This window comes from Polaribacter sejongensis (assembly GCF_038024065.1).
Taxonomy (GTDB): Bacteria; Bacteroidota; Bacteroidia; order Flavobacteriales; family Flavobacteriaceae; genus Polaribacter; species Polaribacter sejongensis.
Genome location: NZ_CP150667.1, coordinates 4,204,845 through 4,225,032 on the forward strand (window position 1 = coordinate 4,204,845; position 20,188 = coordinate 4,225,032).

The following is a 20,188-nucleotide window of genomic DNA, read 5'->3' on the forward strand; positions in this document are numbered from 1 at the left end:
ATTATATACGGTGTTAGCTGTAGTTTTTATTCCACTTTGTAACGAACAATGACTTCATTATCCAAAACGACATTAGTAGACCAAATAAATTCAGCACCTTTTCCACTAAATTTTTCTATGAAGTTCATATATGCTTTTTTATTATTTACTCCTATTTCATCTTCAGTATATGTGGTCGCATTTGGCCATTGGCTGTCATTGAAAGTAACGTCAAAACTATTTTCTGGAATTTTCCAATGAATACCGTAAAATGCTGTTCCATTATCAACTCCATCTGTACTGCAATTTGAAGAGATTCTTTTTTCTCCAATTTCACTTAAACAACTTAAATCACTAATAGGTGCAGTATAAAAAGTTTGTGCTTTCCATTTGCTATTTGTAATAGTCCCATCACTAAAGCTGGCTATAAAACCTCCATCTCCAGGATGAAAATCTTTTCCTCTATTATTTTCTGAACCTAAACCTAAATGTTCTTCCCAATCTATTAGTTTTACTGCAATTGTATAAGGTTTTTTTACTTTGAATTTTACAATGTTTGAATTAAATGGTGTAAAAGGTACTGGGTCAACTGCTATTAATTTTCCTTTAATGTAAAGTTCAAAATAATTATCCGCAAAAAGATAGCCTGTAATGATTTCTCCGTCCGAATCTATCTCAAAGACAGGAACGGAATTCATATCTATTTCTGAAAGATTATTTGGTGTTATAGAGTTACATTCATTATATAAATCAGAAGCTTTGGTCGTTTCGTTGAAATGATTAATTCCGGGAACTGTCCAACTATTTCCTAAATCATCTTTTATTTCTCCAACTCCTGAAATTCTGCTACCTCCTTGATTACAAGAAATAAGACTTTTAATTTGTGTTTCCGCTAATCCTTGGGTTACGTTTCCTGTTCCATTGTAAATTTTTTCGTTAGTTGTTTCTTTAGGAATTGATTCATTAGTTGATGATTTTGCGTTTTTTTCCTTACAACTGATTATCGTAATTAATAGAAATAGAAATAAAATGTTATTTTTCATTATATGAGTTTTTTTTTAAATTACAGCTAACGTTGTTGTGTATTGAAAGTTGCGTTTTTAATGAGCGGCTATTTTCCGAAGGAAAATTGAAGTGAATAAAAATGCAACTGATTTTGGTAAGGCACTAATTTAGCAATTTTTAATACACGGTGTTGGCTTTTAGTGCTTTTTTGTTTGTTTCATTTTTCTTTTTGTTCAATTATTAATTCAGAAATTATGATTAATATTCTAAATTATTTTCCTTTTTTAATTATTTGTAAAAGGAAATAATATTCCTGATATGAATGATGAACCAACTTCTGTTACGACAAGGATCAACATTACAAATAGAAAGAATTTTTTCTTTGTTATATTTTTCATATTTGGATATTTCTTAATTCAGATTTTGAGTGAGAAATTTTGAGGATTGTAAATTCAATTTTCAGTTTAATTTATACATTGAATTCAGAATTTAATTCCGAAAACAACTTAAACAATTGGATGAATTGTTATTTCGAATGATTCTCAGAATTTGGAATTGTTGTTTTTTTATTGTAACGTTTTGCAATTAGAAAAGTAATAAAAATAATTGCTATTCCTGATAATGCTCCAAGTATTAACATTGTTCTATTTGATAATGTAATTTCTAAAAAATTCATATTTTATTGTTTTTTATATTTTCAATTCTTAATTTTAGTTTTAAACTACGATTTCTCGAGCATTAAAGCCAACGTTGTTGTGTATGGTTAGTTGCGTGTTTTAAGCGACTAATTTACTAAATAAAACACGAACCAAGAAAGTCCGTTTGGACTTTCGTAAATTGGCTAAAACCAGCAATTAATTATACACGGTGTTGTACACAGTTTTTAATTTCCCTTCCTTTATTTGTTCAATCAATTCGCATCTTTTTTCGGTATTACTTTGTTCTTTAAAATCTTTTCCAATTCTTACAAAATCATACGGAATATATTTGATTTCAGATTCTACAGTTTTTTCAAAACGACTTTCTCCATAGGCTAAAAGTGTGTTTTTTTCAGAAGTCTCCGAACTTAATAGTATTTGTTTTAATTCTCCATTTTTTTGTTTGGTAAAAACTCTAAACTTTGACCTGTCCATTTCTAATTCCGTTGGATAAAATGCAATTCCGTTTTCATCGAATATTATTTGCTCACGTCTATGTTTTTTTTCGAAAGTTTGACCAAAATCAGAATTGTCGATTATTATCGCTGTTCCTTTAAAATTTTCGGGTAGAATTATGTCGAATTTCTGAATGTCAGCAAAATAAAACGAAACGGAAGAATAGATTTTCGAAACTGGAACAAACAAAATTGCTGGTATTAAAATCCAAAGCAATTTTTGTTTAATTTTTAGATTTCCAAATAGAAGTATAATAATTCCAATAATATAAATTGGAAGTCCGATTATAAAACCGAAATAAATAAAGAATGGGATTAAAAATCCAAGAACTAATAATGATATTCCAATTTTGTCAATTTTGTTCATTTCTTAATCTCTGTTCGATTTTTTTTTAATTGTGTACAACGTTGTTTTGTATGGAAAGTTGCGTTTTAAGTCGACGGCTATTTTCCGTAGGAAAATAGGAGTTGACAAAAATGCAACAACCTTTGATTAAGCCAAATTTAGCAATTTTTTATACAAGGTGTTGTAAAATGCGTGTTTAATTTCGACTTTATAAGTTATAAAATTCCTATTTCTTTTTTCTCCTTTTTAGAGTTTCTGAGTAAATTCCTTAATTTTGATTTTTCAGCGTTTTCACAATTTTTTAATTCAGAATATGAGTAAACCTTTATTTTACTCTTAGAAATCTCTCAGCCTTTCTAAATTTGTCTTTAAGAACGAATTTCTCCGACTTTTGCTCAACACTTTGTCAATTCAGCGATTTTAGTTTCAAACAGTAATGAAGTTTCAAGTTTTTAGATATTTTCAAACAAGCTAAATTCCGCAAACTTTTTCCTTTTTTTTGCGTTTTAAAACTCCGAACGAAAAGAACTATTTTTCCTTTCTTAAAATTCTAAAAACCTTCTATTTTTTTCAAAATTTTGATTCACGAAAGAGTGTTTCAAAAACCTAATTTTTCAAACGTTTTATTTCGCTTTTTTGAGTTTTCAGACTTTAAAGCTAAATGTATTTTTAAATATCTGTTGTTCTTAAATTATACTTTCAGCTAGTTTTTTACAACGTTGTTTTGTATGGAAAGTTGCGTTTTAAGTCGACGGCTATTTTCCGCAGGAAAATAGGAGTTGACAAAAATGCAACAAACTTTACTTTAGCACTAATTTAGCAATTTTTTATACAAGGTGTTGGCAAATGCGTTACTTTATTTCCATTTCCATATTTCGTTCATTTTTCGGGTTATTTTTAATTTACAACAACGCATTTCAGTAATTTCCATTTTTCAGGCATTTACAATTCCGCAAACTTGATAAATTAAATTCCGAGTAAAAATTCCGCAATTTTGGTTTTTCAGCGTTTGAGTGTTTTCTCACGTGTTTAATTCCGACAATAATTTTCATTTTATTTAATTTTCAGAAAATTCTCAGCCTTTCTAAATTGTGTTTTAGAGAAAATTTCGCACAATTTTTGTTCTGCATTTTGCTCAATTCAGCAAAGTTTAGAAATTCACATTTGAGTGATTTCTCCGCAATTTAGATTTCAGCGTTTGAGTAAATTCCTTTTTTGTGAAACTTTGAAAATTCTCCAACTTTTCAAAATTTTGATTCGCGAGAGAGTGTTCCGATTTTTTCAGAATTCTGATTTACAAACTAAAAAAAAGCCAAAATTATATTTTACTAAATGACTTGTATTCGGCTCGATTCAGCAGTTTTTGCCAACGTTGTTGTGTATGGTTAGTTGCGTGTTTTAAGCGACTAATTTACTAAATAAAACACGAACCAAGAAAGTCCGTTTGGACTTTCGTAAATTGGCTAAAACCAGCAATTAATTATACACGGTGTTGTACACAGTTTTTAATTTCCCTTCCTTTATTTGTTCAATCAATTCGCATCTTTTTTCGGTATTACTTTGTTCTTTAAAATCTTTTCCAATTCTTACAAAATCATACGGAATATATTTGATTTCAGATTCTACAGTTTTTTCAAAACGACTTTCTCCATAGGCTAAAAGTGTGTTTTTTTCAGAAGTCTCCGAACTTAATAGTATTTGTTTTAATTCTCCATTTTTTTGTTTGGTAAAAACTCTAAACTTTGACCTGTCCATTTCTAATTCCGTTGGATAAAATGCAATTCCGTTTTCATCGAATATTATTTGCTCACGTCTATGTTTTTTTTCGAAAGTTTGACCAAAATCAGAATTGTCGATTATTATCGCTGTTCCTTTAAAATTTTCGGGTAGAATTATGTCGAATTTCTGAATGTCAGCAAAATAAAACGAAACGGAAGAATAGATTTTCGAAACTGGAACAAACAAAATTGCTGGTATTAAAATCCAAAGCAATTTTTGTTTAATTTTTAGATTTCCAAATAGAAGTATAATAATTCCAATAATATAAATTGGAAGTCCGATTATAAAACCGAAATAAATAAAGAATGGGATTAAAAATCCAAGAACTAATAATGATATTCCAATTTTGTCAATTTTGTTCATTTCTTAATCTCTGTTCGATTTTTTTTTAATTGTGTACAACGTTGTTGTGTAATGAAAGTTGCGATTTTTGTGAACGGCTATTTTCCGCAGGAAAATTGTTGTTTGCAAAAATGCAACTGCTTTTAGTTAAGCACTAATTTAGCAATTTTTAATACACGGTGTTGTGCCCTGTTATTTTATTCTATAGATTGTTTTATTTTTTTCTCCTATTTTTTCAAATAAATTTAACTCTGTACCTTTTTTTAAATCTCTACTCGCGGTTGCAGAAGAAATGTCTTTAAATATATCCATATAATCTTTTCTAGTAAACTGAATTTTATTTAAAGAAACAAAATATTCTAATCTGTCTTTTTCGTTTAATGTTCTATTATTAAAATTTAATAATTCACTTATTGAAATATCAATTACTCCTAACATATATTCAATAAACTTTGTTGATTTTCCAGATTTATCACTTTCAGCTAAAGCTTTGTAGTATTTTTCTTGATCATTACTAATTAAAGTTTCAAAAGGCAAAAACTCAAATATTGGATATTTTTCCATTAATATTAAAGTTTGCCATAATCTTCCCATTCTTCCATTACCATCTAAAAATGGATGTATGAATTCCATTTCATAATGGAAAACACAACTTTTAATTAATTCAATTTCGTCTGACTTTTTCAAATATTCAAAAAGGTCTTTCATTAAATAAGGAAGGTTTCCAAATGGAGGAGCTACGTGTTCTACTTTAGAACCTTTTACAATACCAACACTTTGTTTCCTATATTTCCCTGCATCTTCAATAAGGTCTTTCATTAAATTTTTATGCGCTTTTAAAAAAGACTTTTCATTAGATGGTTTATAAATATCTAAATTTTCGTAGATTTCTATTGCATTTAAAACTTCAAGTACATCTTTTTTTGGACCAATAACTCTTTTGTTTTCTAGAAGTGCTGTTATTTGTTCTTCCGTAAGTGTATTACCTTCAATTCTTAAAGACGAATGAATAGTTTTAATTCTATTTTGTTTCCTTAATTTCGGAGAAGGTTTATTTAATAAATTGGCATTTACTTCACCTATTTTTTCTGAAATAGAAGTTATTAATTTTAAAATAGAAGAAGTTATTTCGTAAGGTGGTTTCATGGTTGATACTATCATTTGATATTATCAAAGATACAATCATTTAACTATACTTATTGGATGAAACGGAATTTTTTAATTGGGCACAACGTTGTTGTATAAGCTTTGTTGCGTTGTTTAAGCAGTGAATTTAGTAAATAAAACACGAACGGCGAAATTCTGGAGGAATTTCCAAAGTGAGCTAAAACCAGCAATAAAGTTTATACGGTGTTGTACACAGTTATTTTTCAATTCTTGTATATTCTTCTGTTTGTTTTATTAATTCAGTATAATCTTTGATAATTGATTCCAGTTTACTTTTTTCAGGTAGTTCGTTTATTTGATAATTCGAGATCATAGGTTCAGTAACAAATAATTTCATTAATATAATTTGATCATTTAATTTTGATTTCAAAACTTCAATTTCTCTCATTTTTGTTTCGTGTTGAGCAACCTTTTTTCCATATTTCTTTTTCAATTTTTCAATGATTTCAATCATAGATGTTTTCGCAATACTGTCATTTATGTTATTCGCATAATTTTCAGCCGCATTCCAATAATCGTTATTTACATTCCGATATTTAATAAAATCGTTTGTTTTTGTTTGTAAACTGTCAGAAGATATTTCTTTTATTCTTTCATTTAAAATTTCTAATTTTTCACTTTTTTCTAAAGCTTCTTGATAGAGTTCTTCAAGAATATTTCCTCCATATCTTTTTGATATACTTGAATAAGAAATTTTACTTTCAGTTTGTTCAAGAGTTTCTGGTGTCCCATTTAAAATTTCGGGATTTACTTTTTCATTATTCCTTTCTGAACAATTATAAAATAAAATTATACTCAAGAATATTATTACGTATTTTAATTTCATTAGTTCGTTTTTTGTAATTGTGTACAACGTTGTTGTATAAGCTTTGTTGCGTTGTTTAAGCAGTGAATTTAGTAAATAAAACACGAACGGCGAAATTCCGGAGGAATTTCCCAAGTGAGCCAAAACCAGCAATAAAGTTTATACGGTGTTGTGTGTAGTTTTTTTTATCTATTATTTTATTATTGAGTCAATTACGATTCCATTTTCTCTAATTACTGTTTTAATAATTGTTCCTTCTTTGTTGTAATATTTAATTTTTCCATCTAATATATTGTCTTTAGCAAAACCAACATATTTAAGTTCTCCTGTTTCATAATATACCTTTACTTTTCCTTTTTTGATATTGTTTGTTATATTAAATTCTTGTCCTAAATTTCCATTTTTATAATAAAGTTTAGCTTTTCCATTAACTTGATTATTTTTAGATTCTAATACTTTTTCAATTTCGCCACTTTCATAATAAAGATTTACTATTCCTGTAGACTTGGAAGTTGAAGTGTCTAATTTAATTATTTCTAACTTTTTTAAATTACTATTTTGATAGTAGACTTTACAAGTGTCTCGTTGTATTCCATTCCAGTAATAGCATTTAGATTTCAATTTCCCATTTGCGTAGTAGCTAGTAGAAATTCCATTTACTTCTCCGTTCTTTAAAAAATTAGTTTCTTCTAACTCTCCCGTTTCATAGTAATGAAAAGTTTCTCCGTTTTGTTTTCCTTTTATATTGGTTGTTTTGCTTTTTAGATTTCCATTTTTCCAATAATCTTCTCTAATTCCTTGTAATGTATCGTTGGCATATTCTACAATTTGTTTTTTTGTTTTTCCGTCTTTTCTGTAGAAATTCCATTTATTCTGATGCATATTATTTTCAATTAAACCTTCGGATTGTAGTAATCCAAAATTTGAATGGTAACTGTTATAATATCCGTTCTCAAAAACTTTACTAACTATTGAATCAGATTTGAATTTGACAGTTCTAATTAGTTCATTTTTTTTATTAAAATATTTAAGAGTTCGGTTTGGAAAGCTATCAGTAACTTTTAATTCTGCATATCTATTTCCATTTGGAAAGAAGTAAGTTGAATGTGATTTTGGAAGTTTAATTTCTAATTCAGGATTTATTTTTAGCCATTCTCCAGCTTTTCCATTTTCTTTATAGAATACGTGATTTTCATTCCTGAATTTTTTGTCAGAAATTTCGTCTTTACAAGATGAAAAGGTTATTAAAAATAGTATTAAATATCTAAATTTCAATTCTGTATACGGATTTTGGTTAAATTACACACAACGTTGTTGTGTTATGGAAAGTTGCGTTTAAAGTGAACGGCTATTTTCCGCAGGAAAATTGATGTTCACAAAAAAGCAACTACTTTTGGTTAGGATAAAAATAAGCAATTTTTTATACACGGTGTTGGGCGTAGGTTATTTTATTTATCGATTTTTCTAAATTAAATTCCTAATTATTTTACATTCAGAACATTTTTCGTTTTCTTAAAACTCTAAATTTTTCAGCTTTTTCTAAATTGTCTTAAATCTTGAAATTTTAGTTCTCACAAAGTTTGGCTGCGTTCAATTTTTCGTTTTCTTAAAACTCTAAATTTTTCAGCTTTTTCTAAATTATCTTAAACCTTGAAATTTTTGTTCTCTCAAAGTTTGGCTGCGTTCAATTTTTCGTTTTCTTAAAACTCTAAATTTTTCAGCTTTTTCTAAATTTTCTTAAATCTTGAAATTTTAGTTCTCATAAAGTTTGGCTGCGTTCAATTTTTCATTTTCTTGAAACTCTAAATTTTTCAGTTTTTCTAAATTGTATTAAAATTCAATATTTCACTTTTTTTATGGTTAATTTATCTTTAAAATAACGAATTTTTATAGCTTATCTGAGTTTACTTTTAACTTACGCCCAACGTTGTTGTGTTATGGAAAGTTGCGTTTAAAGTGAACGGCTATTTTCCGCAGGAAAATTGTTGTTTACAAAAATGCAACTACTTTTGGTAAAGCACTAATATAGCAATTTTTTATACACGGTGTTAGGTGTAGGTAGTTTAGTGTTCCAATTTTTCTAAATTAAATCCCTAATTTTTTTCATTTTATTTTTCTTAATATTTCTGGTTTATTTAGTTTTCCTAAATTATCTTAAACTTCAAAATTTTAGTTTTTCGCACAGTTCAGTAGAGTTTAATCTTAATAATCTTGATATTTCAGCTTTATCTAGTTTTCCTAAATTATCTTAAATTTCAAGATTTTTGTATTTCACACAATTCAGTAGAGTTTGATTTTAAAAATCTTAATATTTCTGCTTAATCTACTTTTTCTAAATTGCCTTAAATTTCAATATTTTAGTTTTTCGCACAGTTCAGTAGAGTTTAATTTTAAAAATCTTAATATTTTCAGCTTTATGTACTTTTTCTAAATTATCTTAAATTTCAATATTTTAGTTTTTCGCACAGTTCAGTAGAGTTTGATTTTAAAAATCTTTATATTTTCAGCTTTATGTACTTTTTCTAAATTATCTTAAATTTCAATATTTTAGTTTTTCGCACAGTTCAGTAGAGTTTAATTTTAAAAATCTTAATATTTCAGCTTTATCTACTTTATCTTAAATTTCAATATCTTACTTTGATGCTAATATTCATTTTTCTTTAAAATAACTGTATTTTGATATCTTAGAATTTTCAGTTTTTACTTACACCTAACGTTGTTGTGTTATGGAAAGTTGCGATTTTTATGAACGGCTATTTTCCGCAGGAAAATTGAAGTGAGTAAAAATGCAACTGCCTTCTGTTAAGCTAAAAATAAGCAATTTTTTATACACGGTGTTACCAAAAGTAGTTTTTTTAATTTTCCAATTTTCCTTATTATTTTCTGAATTCAGCGTTCGAGTGAAAATTCCGCCAACATTTTTTATTTTTTTTTGATTTTCAATAAATTGTCAGCTTTTCTAAATTTTCATTTTGAGATAATTTCGAAGAGTTTTTACTCCACATTTTGCTTAATTCCGCAATTTTGGTTTTTCAGCGTTTGAGTGTTTTCTCACGTGCTAAATTCCGACAACAATTTTATTTCAATAAATTCTCAGCCTTTCTAAATTTTCGGTTTAGAGATAATTCCGCACAGATTTTATTCCGCATTTTGCTCAATTCCGCACTGCTCAGTTTTTATTTTTTTAAACTTTCTAAATTCTATAAAAAACAAACAAAATTTTTTCAGAATTTTCCAATCTTCAGAGAGTGTTTCATTTTTAAAATTCAAGAGTTTTATTTGTTTATTTTTTCAGAAGTTTGAGTGATCTGAACTATTTTTGGTAACGTTGTTGTATATGGTTTGTTGCGTGTTTCAAGCAACTAATTTAGTAAATAATTACCGACCAAGAAAGTAGACTGCACCCAAAAGCTTAGACAAATTTATAATTAATTATTGATAATAAAGAGCTCTATATTCTACTGGGCTCATTCCATTTAAATTTAGTTTAATTCTTTCTGTATTATAATATTTTATATACTCTTTAATTTCTTTTTTCAATTGAATAATCGATATGTATTTGTTTAAATAAAATAATTCAGATTTTAAGATACCAAAGAAATTTTCAATTATTGCATTGTCTAGACAGTTTCCTTTTCTAGACATACTTTGTGTAATTCCTTTTTCTTTTAATAACCGTTGATATTGTTTCATTTGATATTGCCAACCTTGATCTGAATGTAATATAATGTTTGCTTGGTTAGGAACCTTCTTAAAAGACTTTTTTAGCATCTTAACCACTTGTTCGAAGTTAGGTCTTTCAGATAATTCATAACTAACTATTTCGCCATTGTATAAATCAATTATTGGTGATAAATATAATTTATTTCCAAAGACTTTAAATTCGGTAATATCAGTTGCCCATTTTGTATTAGGTTTGGTTGTTTTAAAATTACGTTGAAATATATTGGGTGCTATTTCACCTATCTGTCCTTTGTAAGATTTATATTTTTTAATTCTTATCAAACTTTTTAAACCTAATTTTCGCATTAATCTTAAAATTGTTTTATGATTTATAACAAGTCCTCTTTTGTTTATTTCTAAGGTGATTCTTCTATAACCATATCTTCCTTTATGATAATGATATATCTCTTTAATTAAGATTTTTACCTCTTCATATTTATCTGTTAATTGACTTCTTTTTTTGTGATAATAATAACTGCTTCTTGCCATATTGGTATGATTTAGTAATAATTCTAAACTATACTTATGCCTTAATTCTGTTATGGCTAGCGCTTTTTGCTTTGCGCTGCTAGAACTAAGGCTTGTAACTTTTTTAGCAAATCCAGCTCAGCTCTTAACGATTCATTTTCCAATAGAAGTTCATCTTCCCTTGTTAAAGGTTTATTAGACTTCTTTTTTGCTCTCTTAAATTCCATAGATCTAGGTCTTCCTCTTGGTTTATTATTTAAGCCTGTAATTCCTAGTTTTTTATAATTCCTTTGCCAATTCATTATTGCAGATTTGGTTGGAATATTAAACTTTAAACAAGCTTGACTTAAAGATAATGAATCATCTACAATAGATTCTAAAACTTTCAATTTAAATTTTAAGCTATATTCTTGATTTTCTCTAGGTAATAAACCTTTTTTACCATGCTTTTCATAAAAACTAACCCAGCTATGAAGAGATGTGTGATGAATACCGTTCAATAACGAAACAGTGGAAACTGCTTGATTTTTTTTTAATACTTGTTCTACACAACGTAGTTTAAAATCGTAACTATACTTGACTTTTCTTCCCATAAAAATACCCTCAAATAGTGTCTAACTTTTTGGGGGCAGTGTAAAAGTCCGCGAGGACTTTCGTAAGTAGGTGAGAAGCCAGCAATAAATTATATACGGTGTTGTGCCTAGTATTTTATTTTTCCTCATATACTAAAAAATCTAAAATTGTTGATTCTCCTCGGTTTGGCCATTTTAAATATAAATCAATTCTATCTTCTTCTCGGATATTCAGATTTCCGATTTCATAATTAATTTCTTTATTTCCCCAAATAGAAGTGCTTTTTTGACCTAGATATCTTTCTCGAAATAAACAGTAATATCTCATTCGAATATCCTCATATTTTTTGAACACTTCTGGCAGATTTAGGGACTTTACATATTCTGGAAATTCATCATAAAGTATTCCTAGCGCAATAATTCCAACTCTTGAATAGCTAGAGCCTCTTGTTACCATTTTTTCAATATGGCTAGAAGAAAATTTGTCTCCAAATTTTCTGCAAAAGTTAAAAAGTATACTTGATTTTTTATTTCCCTCAAAAGTTCCCCAAGCTTTATTCCCTAATATTATTAAATCCTCAATAATTTTATTGATTTCTAAAGAATTTGTTTTTGCAATATCTATTGATAATTCTGTTAGTTTCTCATAGATTTCGGTGTCTCCAAGCAAAAATGCTGAAGCTAAACTTGCCTTTAAATCCAATTGTAATTGAGTATGATTTAATCCTGAAGCAATATTCTTTATTTTATTTTTTAAACCATTTTCAAAATCATTGCTAGATGGAATAAAAATATCTGTTGACTTATGTTTTACAATATTTGTCTTATGAATTCTTAGATATTCTTGAACCCAAATAAAATAACCAATATCCTTGTTAACATCAATCAATACTAATATAATTGGAACTCGACATTCATTACAGTATCTCAAAAAGTTAGTTTTTATTCTGAACTTTATTTGATTATCAACAATTTGATATTTCGTAGTACCTTTTACTTGAACTTTTACATACTGACCAGTAACTTTTTCATCATCTACCAATTCCATTTCGATATCAACTCCGAAGTCTTTATCAACTTTTCGTGCAATCCAATCTCTATTTTTAGAAGCAATAAAAAGTGTTGTAGACTCTCCAATATCTCCTGTTTCCTGTGATTTCGTTCTTTTCAATGTAGTTCGTTTATATTAGGCACAACGTTGTTTTGTATGGAAAGTTGCGTTTTAAGTCGACGGCTATTTTCCGTAGGAAAATAGGAGTTGACAAAAATGCAACAACCTTTGATTAAGCCAAATTTAGCAATTTTTTATACAAGGTGTTGTAAAATGCGTGTTTAATTTCGACTTTATAAGTTATAAAATTCCTATTTCTTTTTTCTCCTTTTTAGAGTTTCTGAGTAAATTCCTTAATTTTGATTTTTCAGCGTTTTCACAATTTTTTAATTCAGAATATGAGTAAACCTTTATTTTACTCTTAGAAATCTCTCAGCCTTTCTAAATTTGTCTTTAAGAACGAATTTCTCCGACTTTTGCTCAACACTTTGTCAATTCAGCGATTTTAGTTTCAAACAGTAATGAAGTTTCAAGTTTTTAGATATTTTCAAACAAGCTAAATTCCGCAAACTTTTTCCTTTTTTTTGCGTTTTAAAACTCCGAACGAAAAGAACTATTTTTCCTTTCTTAAAATTCTAAAAACCTTCTATTTTTTTCAAAATTTTGATTCACGAAAGAGTGTTTCAAAAACCTAATTTTTCAAACGTTTTATTTCGCTTTTTTGAGTTTTCAGACTTTAAAGCTAAATGTATTTTTAAATATCTGTTGTTCTTAAATTATACTTTCAGCTAGTTTTTTACAACGTTGTTGTATAAGCTTTGTTGCGTTGTTTAAGGAGTGAATTTAGTAAATAAAACACGAACGGCGAAATTCCGGAGGAATTTCCCAAGTGAGCTAAAAACAGCAATAAAGTTTATACGGTGTTGGCATTAGTTTTTTTCATTAATTATTTTCGCAGTTTTAGTTTTCCATTCGTTTATATTGAACTTGTCCATAATTCTGTTGTCCATTCCTATAACATAGCAAATTCTTGAACAATATTGTTTTCTATAATTATTATAAAAATTTTTATTGAATTCTTCTTCTGAATCTATATGAATTCCAATATCTGATTTTTTTAGGTTTGAATCCACATGTAAAATATTAATTAGCTTTCCGAGTGATTTTTCCATTTCGTAGAATGCTTCTGTAGATTTTTTATCGCCACCACAACCACAAGAATTAGCAATTATCGTAATTTTACTGTTTAAATTAGAACTTCTAATAGTGTCTCTAGCTATTGAGATAACTTCAAAAGTTGGCGCAATAATTCCTTTTTGAGTTCCAATTTTAGTTTCAAAGTTTTCTTCTTTAATTAAAGTTATTAAATCTCCTTTTCTAGAAATACTTTCAAAACGATAAAATTTATTATTTAAGTTTATCAGTTCCCCAATATTCATTAAATCACTCTTAACTAATGTTTCTGTTTTTACACCTAAATTAGATAAAACTGAAATTTTAGAACCAAAACCATAGGTAAAACTCATAGGATTTCTATAGCCAGCAACTCCAATTTCAAAGTTTTCATTATCAATGGTAAATTGTCCAATTAAATGTTCTCTTTTTCCTATTAATATTTTTCCTTTCGCACTTCCAATACATAACCAAGAAGATTCCTTTACTATTTGTTTACCATTAGAAATTAAATATTCACATTTCACAGCTTTAGGAGGAGAGTTCCAACTGATTTTTTCACATTCTCTAACTAAATCATCCGTTAAATCTTTATTGTTATTCTCATCTACAATAAAAACTTGTTTGTTATTTTTATTACCTAATAATATTTCTACGTTATAATCTTTCTTTTCTTTAAAATCTGTTTTAAGTTGAAATCGTTTTAAATTTTTAATTCCTTTTGGATATACAATCGAATTTGAAAAGGTATTTAAAGTGTCTTTAAATTTTGGATGTCCAAATCCTAAATCAAATAGACCATTTCCTTTTATTATTTTTGTTTTAATGAAAATAGTGTCACTTAATGAGGAAAACTGGTTTTCAATAATTTTGTTTTTTTGACATCCAATTATTGCAAATAATAATATAAAAAAAACTGAAAGGGTAAAAATAAATTTCATTTTGTATGGATTTCGTTTTTAATTAATGCCAACGTTGTTGTATAAGCTTTGTTGCGACGTTTAAGCAGTGAATTTACTAAATAAAACACGAACGGCGAAATTCCGGAGGAATTTCCCAAGTGAGCTAAAACCAGCAATAAAGTTTATACGGTGTTGGCAATAGTGCTTTCTATTCATACAAATTTAAGTTTAAATTTTCAATTTCGTAGCCTAACTTAAAATGTATAATATGTTTTAATTTTCTCCAAAATGGTGTGAATTCTTCGTTTGAAATTCCACAATTTTTTCCAAAATGTATATTTGTTATTTTAATTTGCGGTTTTTCATTAAAATATGATTCTCCGACATTTAATCTTTTATCAAATTCAGGTTCAGTACTTTTCACAAATGCTGATTCATTGTCAACCCATAATTTAAGTCCGAAATAGTCAGTTTCTCTTGGTCTATTTTTCTCAAATCTGAATTCGGTATTACAATATTTTTCGTAAGCCTCTGTATTGCTAAAAGGAAAGTAAGTTGACAATCTAACTTCTAATTCTTTTGAGAAGTCAGGTTTTTTATGAAATGCTATTAATTTTCCTAAATCGATTAAAGTTTCTGCGTCTGGATACTTTTTGTGAAAGGTATTTAGTTCACGTTTCATTTCTAAATAATTATTCGGCATTTTATAGAAAACCTCTGAAAGCATAAAATTATTCCATTTGTTTGGGTTATTTACAATTTCAAATTCGATTGCTACACCTTTATAATTATTTCCATAATCTTTCCAAAGGTTAGTATTTGCTAATTCAGCCGCTTTACAAAACGATAGAGTGTATAAAAATTTTTTAGAATAGTCGATTTGATTTTCTCCTAAATTAAGTTTTTCTGCTGAATAGACAAATTCGTTTTCGTCTGAAGAATTATGCAGATTATAAAGTCTTATTTCTCGATAGTTTATTATAGACATTAAATTTTGAACGGAAGTCCAATGAACAAACTTTTTGTCGCCTTTATAATAATATTGACTTTCAGAAAAATCTCTATTTTTATTTGATAATCGAGCATTAAACGACATTTCCCTATATCCATTTCCAACTATCATTTTATTCGGAATATACTTGTGAAGAATCGACATAAATTCATCACTAACTTTGTCTAAATATTCTTCTCTGTTCATTAATATCTGGATTTTTTTTGCATTATTGCCAACGTTGTTGTGTATTGAAAGTTGCGTTTTAAGTGAACGGCTATTTTCCGAAGGAAAATTGTTGTTCGCAAAAATGCAACTACTTTTGATTAAGCTAAAAATAAGCAATTTTTAATACACGGTGTTGGCAATAGTAATTTTAATTTCTAGAAATTGTTGGTGGTTCATCATTTTTAATTTCTTTTGCTAATGCTTGTAATATTTGTTTTGGCATTTGTAAAAGTTCTGGTTTTTTATTCAACAGATGTAGCTCTTTTATTGATAATGTTCTAGTTTGGAGACTTACACTTCCTTCTTCATCAGTTAATTTAACTACTATTAATGCACCTATTCTTATAGCTGCGTTAGGTATATCTTTTAATGAAGTAATTATATTAGATAAAGCTTCTGATTGATTTTTGTCAATTTCAGATTGTGGCTTTAAAATTGTATTTACCTCAATTCCATATTCAGCTTCACTTAGTCTATTTTTGACTTCATCACTAGATAATTTTTTTTTAGATTTTGCTAAAATCCTTTTATACCAAGATCCTTTTATAGCTTCAAATTCAATTGAATCATCAAATCCAATACTTTGAGTAAACTTTAAAACGGAATCATAAACTTCAAAAATTTCTTGAGGTTCATTAGTGTCTAAATAGATATCAATTGGAATTATTTGAGTTGTTTTTGAATCATTATAGGATGAAGCATTCGAATAAAGTAATTCTTTAACTAAAAGATTTTCTTTTTTTATTTGTTTTACAGAATCATTAAGTGATTCAACCATTTTTTTTAATTCTAAAACTTCATTTCTAATTTCAGATGTTTCAATAAACTTCTCTTTTTTTGATTTATTATATTTCTTTTTGTTTACTATATCTGAATTATTAAGTGTAATCCACATTGAATTAGCTTCTTTTCCAGTAATTATTTTATTACTAGTTTTTTTTATAATTCCTTTATTTATGCAGTAAATTTGATTTATTCCAAAGTTTTTAGAAGACTTTTTAGCTATTTTAATGATTAAATTTTCATTATAATAAATGTCTGTATTTTTTTTAGTTTCCAAATAGTACTCGGAAATTTTTTTTTTAAAATCATCATCATTAATATCAGATTCTTTAATAAATGACTTTTCTAGTATGTTTAATAACTCTTTATCTTTCATTTTTTTATTATTGCCAACGTTGTTGTGTTATGGAAAGTTGCGATTTTTATGAACGGCTATTTTCCGCAGGAAAATTGAAGTGAGTAAAAATGCAACTACCTTCGGTTAAGCTAAAAATAAGCAATTTTTTATACACGGTGTTAGGCGTAGTGTTTTTACTTTTCAATACTTCTTTTTTCAACTTGGTTTTTTAAATGTTCTGTCGTGTTTTCCGCTCCACGAAGTTATATAATATGTAATACAATCATAATTAAAATGTTCAAGATTTTTCCCACTTTCAAGAATTTCTATTTCTTTATTTGTCAAAAGTGTTGATACTCCGCCACCAGCAGAAACAACAAATAATTCGTCTTTTAATAATTTGTAAAAATTTTCAAGTGCTTTTTTCAGTTCCTTTTTGAAATTCAGTTCTGCAAAACTATCATAATGGCTATGAAAATTACCAAACCCAACAGTTAATTCGTTATTTTCAGTTTCAAAGTATAAATTAGCAACAGTATTTTCATTTTTTGATTTTAGTTCAACCGAAATATACTTTTTTCCAAAATTCGATTTTTCTAATGATATATTTTTTAATAACTCTTTGTGATATCTTTTTAAATATTTATAAACTTTAAGAGAATAATCATTTAACTCTTCACAATTAAGTTCGTCTTTTTGTAAATTTAAAAAACTATAAAAAATATCTTTTATATAACTTAATATCATTTTATTACGTTCGTTTTTTTTGACATTACGCCTAACGTGTTTGTATATGGTTTGTTGCGTGTTTCAAGCAACTAATTTAGTAAATAATTACCGACCAAGAAAGTCCGCGAGGACTTTCGTAAGTAGGCGAGAAGCCAGCAATAAATTATATACGGTGTTGGCAACTGGCTTTTATTTATTCAGTTCAATTATTCTCTAAATTAACTTAAAAATAAACTTGCTAAAATTGGCAAAATTCCAAAAATTACAAGTCCACCTATTGAAGTCCAATATTGATAATTTTTCTTCTCTTTTTTTATAGTACTAAAAATTATAAAAATCAGACTCAATAAAAGTAAAACTGTTCCTAAAATTCCAAAATAAAATAAAACTTGTGCTGTATTGTCTCCTTCATTAAATATACTTGTATAGCTGATTGTCAAATAGAAGGAAATAATATTATTGAGTTATACGTTTAGCTTCTGTTTTATTTGATTTTGATAAACTGGTTTGGCAACTACCATTCTTTCAATTGTTTTATGAAATATACTTTTCTGAAATTGAGATCTATTAATTCTAAAACAAAATTCATCAAAATAAGCTTGAATATGCCATTTACTTACATGAGTTGGTATTGCTCTAAGCCAAGACTTAACTTGCATAATCATGACATGTAATTGTTTAAAGTTAGCACCATTATTACTATAGATTTGCTCAATGTTATAAACTTCTTTCAAAGGTTCATATCCTCTCCATTTATCTGTTATTATTTTAGCAGATTTACTTATGTGTTCTTCAAAAATTGGTGTTAATGATTTTGCAGAATAGTCGTTTATAGATTTAATGTAAACTCTTTTCACCTTATTGTTATCTGTTAATTCTACTGCAATTACGGCTTTTTTCTTTTTTGTATCGTAACTCCTACCTTGTTTTCCTTCTTCTTTTCCTCCAACAGTAAACTCATCAACATGAATTAAGGTTTCTAGAGGATATTTTTGACTACTTTTCATTGCTTTACGAACTTTTTGCATAAAATACCATGCAGTTCCTTGACGAATACTAAAGCGTTTACCCATTTGAATACTTGAAGTACTTTTACTATTTGTACTCATTTCAAAAGCAACACAAAACGCTTTTTGCAATCCAAATTTAACTTTATGAAAAAGTGTATTTGCAGTAGCACTTTCTACATGATGGCAAGCATAACAGTGATAATTATATCCAGCTTTTTCACAACCTTTTGTATGTCCACATTTACTACATTTAAAACCATCCTGCCATTTTATTTTTGATAAATAAGCTTTACAGGCTTCATCATTTGGTAGTTCTTTTATAAAGTTTAGTATATCTTGACCTTCAAAATTATCCATATATCAATGTTTTAAAGCTATAAGATACGGAAACTAAATGACTAACTCAATAATATTAATTATTAAAATCCAAATCATAAAATGGAAAGCCCATTTTTTAAAATTTATATTATTCATTTAAGTTAGTTTTTCATTTATTCGGTCAAATTTCTTTTCTCCGAGTTCATTTTTTATTATTTCAGAATTCTGTTCCACAATATTTTTAAAAGTCAGAAATTCAGTTTGATTTTCATTCCAAAATTCAGTAGATAAACTTGATACAGTCATAAGTAAATCGCCTTCGTAAAAATCACATTCGGTCAAAATATTCCGTTCGAGTTTTTCGAGTGCGATTCCGATTAGATGTTCAATTCCGATTTTTTGAGAAATCAGAAGTCTTATCTGTTCGTTTGTCAATTCCGCAATACTGATTTTCCGATAATGATAACATTTTTCAACCAAATCAGTCGGAAATTTGGAAGGATTTTTCCAAATATCTTTTTCTAATTGTTCGATTGATTTTGTTTCCATAAGAGTGATTTCAGCTTGTTGCCAACGTGTTTGTGTATGATTAGTTGCGTGGTTAAGCAACTAATTTAGCAAATAAATCACAGATAGAATATTCCGCAGGAATGTTCGTAAGGCGGCAGTGACCTAGCAATTAATTATACACGGTGTTACCCAACGTTTTTATTCTTTTAATTAGATTTTCATATTCGTTTAAATAAAGTTCGTTTTCCTTGAGTAAAACTTTATTTTCAATCCAAGGAAAAATCCATTCTTTATTTTTATCAGATGCTCTACCAAAAAAGCAATATTTTCCATCTGCTTGAATATTTTTTTTAAGTGATTCCCAATTATTGTGAGTTTTATTAATTCTGTCTTTAAATCGCAAACAGACAAGTAAATAATCCAATTCAGGAAAGTATTGTTTGAATTTTCGATATTCAGTTTCTATTTTTCCTCCTTTAGAAATCATTTTAGGGTTTCCCCATTTTTTCAATTCAATTACTCCTAAAACCTGTTCTCTTTCGACAATACTGACGTAAGGATTTATACTTTTAATAAATTCAGTTTGTTGAGTTGTGTTTTTCGCTATTATTATATCAAATTGTGAAGAAAAATTTCTTCCCTCTCTTATTTGTCCTTTGAAAAAGCAAAATTCAGGTAAATCTTCTCTTAAAAACTTTATTAGAATATCTTCGTAAAGTGAGCCATTTATTCCTTTATGCCTTAAACCCTCGTGATAAACTCTTTCTGAAAATTCAACAATTTCTAATTGTCTTAAATTATATTTTTTTTCAAACAT

17 protein-coding genes are annotated in these 20,188 nt (G+C 27.5%); all 17 read right to left on the reverse strand.

Annotated elements, in window-relative coordinates; genetic code table 11:
- Nucleotides 1-26 precede the first annotated feature (26 nt).
- The 17 genes from WHD08_RS17265 to WHD08_RS17345 all read right to left on the reverse strand — a co-directional run bounded on the left by WHD08_RS17265 (nucleotide 27) and on the right by WHD08_RS17345 (nucleotide 20,188).
- A complete protein-coding gene (locus tag WHD08_RS17265) occupies nucleotides 27-1,022 on the reverse strand; it encodes a hypothetical protein (protein WP_208889909.1) in 996 nt (331 codons plus the stop codon).
- Nucleotides 1,023-1,510: 488 nt separating this feature from the next.
- Nucleotides 1,511-1,660: a hypothetical protein gene (locus WHD08_RS17270; RefSeq protein ID WP_165734437.1), complete on the reverse strand. Its 150-nt coding sequence runs from the start codon at nucleotides 1,658-1,660 to the stop codon at nucleotides 1,511-1,513.
- A 178-nt stretch (nucleotides 1,661-1,838) separates the two neighbouring features.
- Nucleotides 1,839-2,504 (reverse strand): hypothetical protein, encoded by a 666-nt coding sequence (locus WHD08_RS17275; RefSeq protein ID WP_340833040.1) that lies wholly within the window; start codon nucleotides 2,502-2,504, stop codon nucleotides 1,839-1,841.
- Between the two features lie 1,455 nt (nucleotides 2,505-3,959).
- Nucleotides 3,960-4,625, reverse strand: a complete 666-nt coding sequence (locus WHD08_RS17280) for a hypothetical protein (protein WP_340833040.1) — start codon at nucleotides 4,623-4,625, stop codon at nucleotides 3,960-3,962.
- Between the two features lie 171 nt (nucleotides 4,626-4,796).
- Nucleotides 4,797-5,750 (reverse strand): Fic family protein, encoded by a 954-nt coding sequence (locus WHD08_RS17285; protein WP_208889908.1) that lies wholly within the window; start codon nucleotides 5,748-5,750, stop codon nucleotides 4,797-4,799.
- Nucleotides 5,751-5,967: 217 nt separating this feature from the next.
- Nucleotides 5,968-6,597, reverse strand: a complete 630-nt coding sequence (locus tag WHD08_RS17290) for a hypothetical protein (protein ID WP_208889907.1) — start codon at nucleotides 6,595-6,597, stop codon at nucleotides 5,968-5,970.
- 171 nt (nucleotides 6,598-6,768) lie between these two features.
- Complete coding sequence (locus tag WHD08_RS17295; RefSeq protein ID WP_208889906.1) at nucleotides 6,769-7,851, reverse strand: toxin-antitoxin system YwqK family antitoxin; 1,083 nt, start codon at nucleotides 7,849-7,851, stop codon at nucleotides 6,769-6,771.
- A gap of 2,157 nt (nucleotides 7,852-10,008) precedes the next feature.
- On the reverse strand, nucleotides 10,009-10,842 hold the full coding sequence (locus WHD08_RS17300; protein WP_244183341.1) for an IS3 family transposase: 834 nt from the start codon (nucleotides 10,840-10,842) through the stop codon (nucleotides 10,009-10,011).
- A 2-nt stretch (nucleotides 10,843-10,844) separates the two neighbouring features.
- Nucleotides 10,845-11,360 (reverse strand): helix-turn-helix domain-containing protein, encoded by a 516-nt coding sequence (locus WHD08_RS17305; RefSeq protein WP_208889910.1) that lies wholly within the window; start codon nucleotides 11,358-11,360, stop codon nucleotides 10,845-10,847.
- Between the two features lie 115 nt (nucleotides 11,361-11,475).
- A complete protein-coding gene (locus WHD08_RS17310; RefSeq protein ID WP_340833044.1) occupies nucleotides 11,476-12,510 on the reverse strand; it encodes a DUF4365 domain-containing protein in 1,035 nt (344 codons plus the stop codon).
- Nucleotides 12,511-13,319: 809 nt separating this feature from the next.
- Nucleotides 13,320-14,504: a hypothetical protein gene (locus WHD08_RS17315; RefSeq protein ID WP_208889905.1), complete on the reverse strand. Its 1,185-nt coding sequence runs from the start codon at nucleotides 14,502-14,504 to the stop codon at nucleotides 13,320-13,322.
- Nucleotides 14,505-14,673: 169 nt separating this feature from the next.
- Nucleotides 14,674-15,663: a DUF2971 domain-containing protein gene (locus tag WHD08_RS17320; RefSeq protein WP_208889904.1), complete on the reverse strand. Its 990-nt coding sequence runs from the start codon at nucleotides 15,661-15,663 to the stop codon at nucleotides 14,674-14,676.
- Between the two features lie 169 nt (nucleotides 15,664-15,832).
- On the reverse strand, nucleotides 15,833-16,843 hold the full coding sequence (locus WHD08_RS17325; RefSeq protein WP_208889903.1) for a hypothetical protein: 1,011 nt from the start codon (nucleotides 16,841-16,843) through the stop codon (nucleotides 15,833-15,835).
- Between the two features lie 177 nt (nucleotides 16,844-17,020).
- The gene (locus tag WHD08_RS17330; protein ID WP_208889902.1) at nucleotides 17,021-17,551 is read right to left on the reverse strand and encodes a hypothetical protein; all 531 of its coding nucleotides are present in this window, start codon (nucleotides 17,549-17,551) and stop codon (nucleotides 17,021-17,023) included.
- 446 nt (nucleotides 17,552-17,997) lie between these two features.
- Nucleotides 17,998-18,900, reverse strand: coding sequence for an IS1595 family transposase (locus tag WHD08_RS17335; RefSeq protein WP_165734421.1), 903 nt, complete (start codon nucleotides 18,898-18,900; stop codon nucleotides 17,998-18,000).
- A gap of 117 nt (nucleotides 18,901-19,017) precedes the next feature.
- Nucleotides 19,018-19,410, reverse strand: coding sequence for a contact-dependent growth inhibition system immunity protein (locus tag WHD08_RS17340; RefSeq protein WP_208889900.1), 393 nt, complete (start codon nucleotides 19,408-19,410; stop codon nucleotides 19,018-19,020).
- Between the two features lie 130 nt (nucleotides 19,411-19,540).
- Nucleotides 19,541-20,188 (reverse strand): DUF6602 domain-containing protein, encoded by a 648-nt coding sequence (locus WHD08_RS17345; protein ID WP_208889899.1) that lies wholly within the window; start codon nucleotides 20,186-20,188, stop codon nucleotides 19,541-19,543.

Bases quoted from the DNA above. Each gene is read 5' to 3' on its own strand.
- WHD08_RS17265 (WP_208889909.1), bottom strand. From the start codon at position 1,022: ATGAAAAATAACATTTTATTTCTATTTCTATTAATTACGATAATCAGT.
- WHD08_RS17270 (WP_165734437.1), bottom strand. From the start codon at position 1,660: ATGAATTTTTTAGAAATTACATTATCAAATAGAACAATGTTAATACTT.
- WHD08_RS17275 (WP_340833040.1), bottom strand. From the start codon at position 2,504: ATGAACAAAATTGACAAAATTGGAATATCATTATTAGTTCTTGGATTT.
- WHD08_RS17280 (WP_340833040.1), bottom strand. From the start codon at position 4,625: ATGAACAAAATTGACAAAATTGGAATATCATTATTAGTTCTTGGATTT.
- WHD08_RS17285 (WP_208889908.1), bottom strand. From the start codon at position 5,750: ATGAAACCACCTTACGAAATAACTTCTTCTATTTTAAAATTAATAACT.
- WHD08_RS17290 (WP_208889907.1), bottom strand. From the start codon at position 6,597: ATGAAATTAAAATACGTAATAATATTCTTGAGTATAATTTTATTTTAT.
- WHD08_RS17305 (WP_208889910.1), bottom strand. From the start codon at position 11,360: ATGGGAAGAAAAGTCAAGTATAGTTACGATTTTAAACTACGTTGTGTA.
- WHD08_RS17315 (WP_208889905.1), bottom strand. From the start codon at position 14,504: ATGAAATTTATTTTTACCCTTTCAGTTTTTTTTATATTATTATTTGCA.
- WHD08_RS17320 (WP_208889904.1), bottom strand. From the start codon at position 15,663: ATGAACAGAGAAGAATATTTAGACAAAGTTAGTGATGAATTTATGTCG.
- WHD08_RS17325 (WP_208889903.1), bottom strand. From the start codon at position 16,843: ATGAAAGATAAAGAGTTATTAAACATACTAGAAAAGTCATTTATTAAA.
- WHD08_RS17330 (WP_208889902.1), bottom strand. From the start codon at position 17,551: ATGATATTAAGTTATATAAAAGATATTTTTTATAGTTTTTTAAATTTA.
- WHD08_RS17335 (WP_165734421.1), bottom strand. From the start codon at position 18,900: ATGGATAATTTTGAAGGTCAAGATATACTAAACTTTATAAAAGAACTA.
- WHD08_RS17340 (WP_208889900.1), bottom strand. From the start codon at position 19,410: ATGGAAACAAAATCAATCGAACAATTAGAAAAAGATATTTGGAAAAAT.
- WHD08_RS17345 (WP_208889899.1), bottom strand. From the start codon at position 20,188: ATGTTTGAAAAAAAATATAATTTAAGACAATTAGAAATTGTTGAATTT.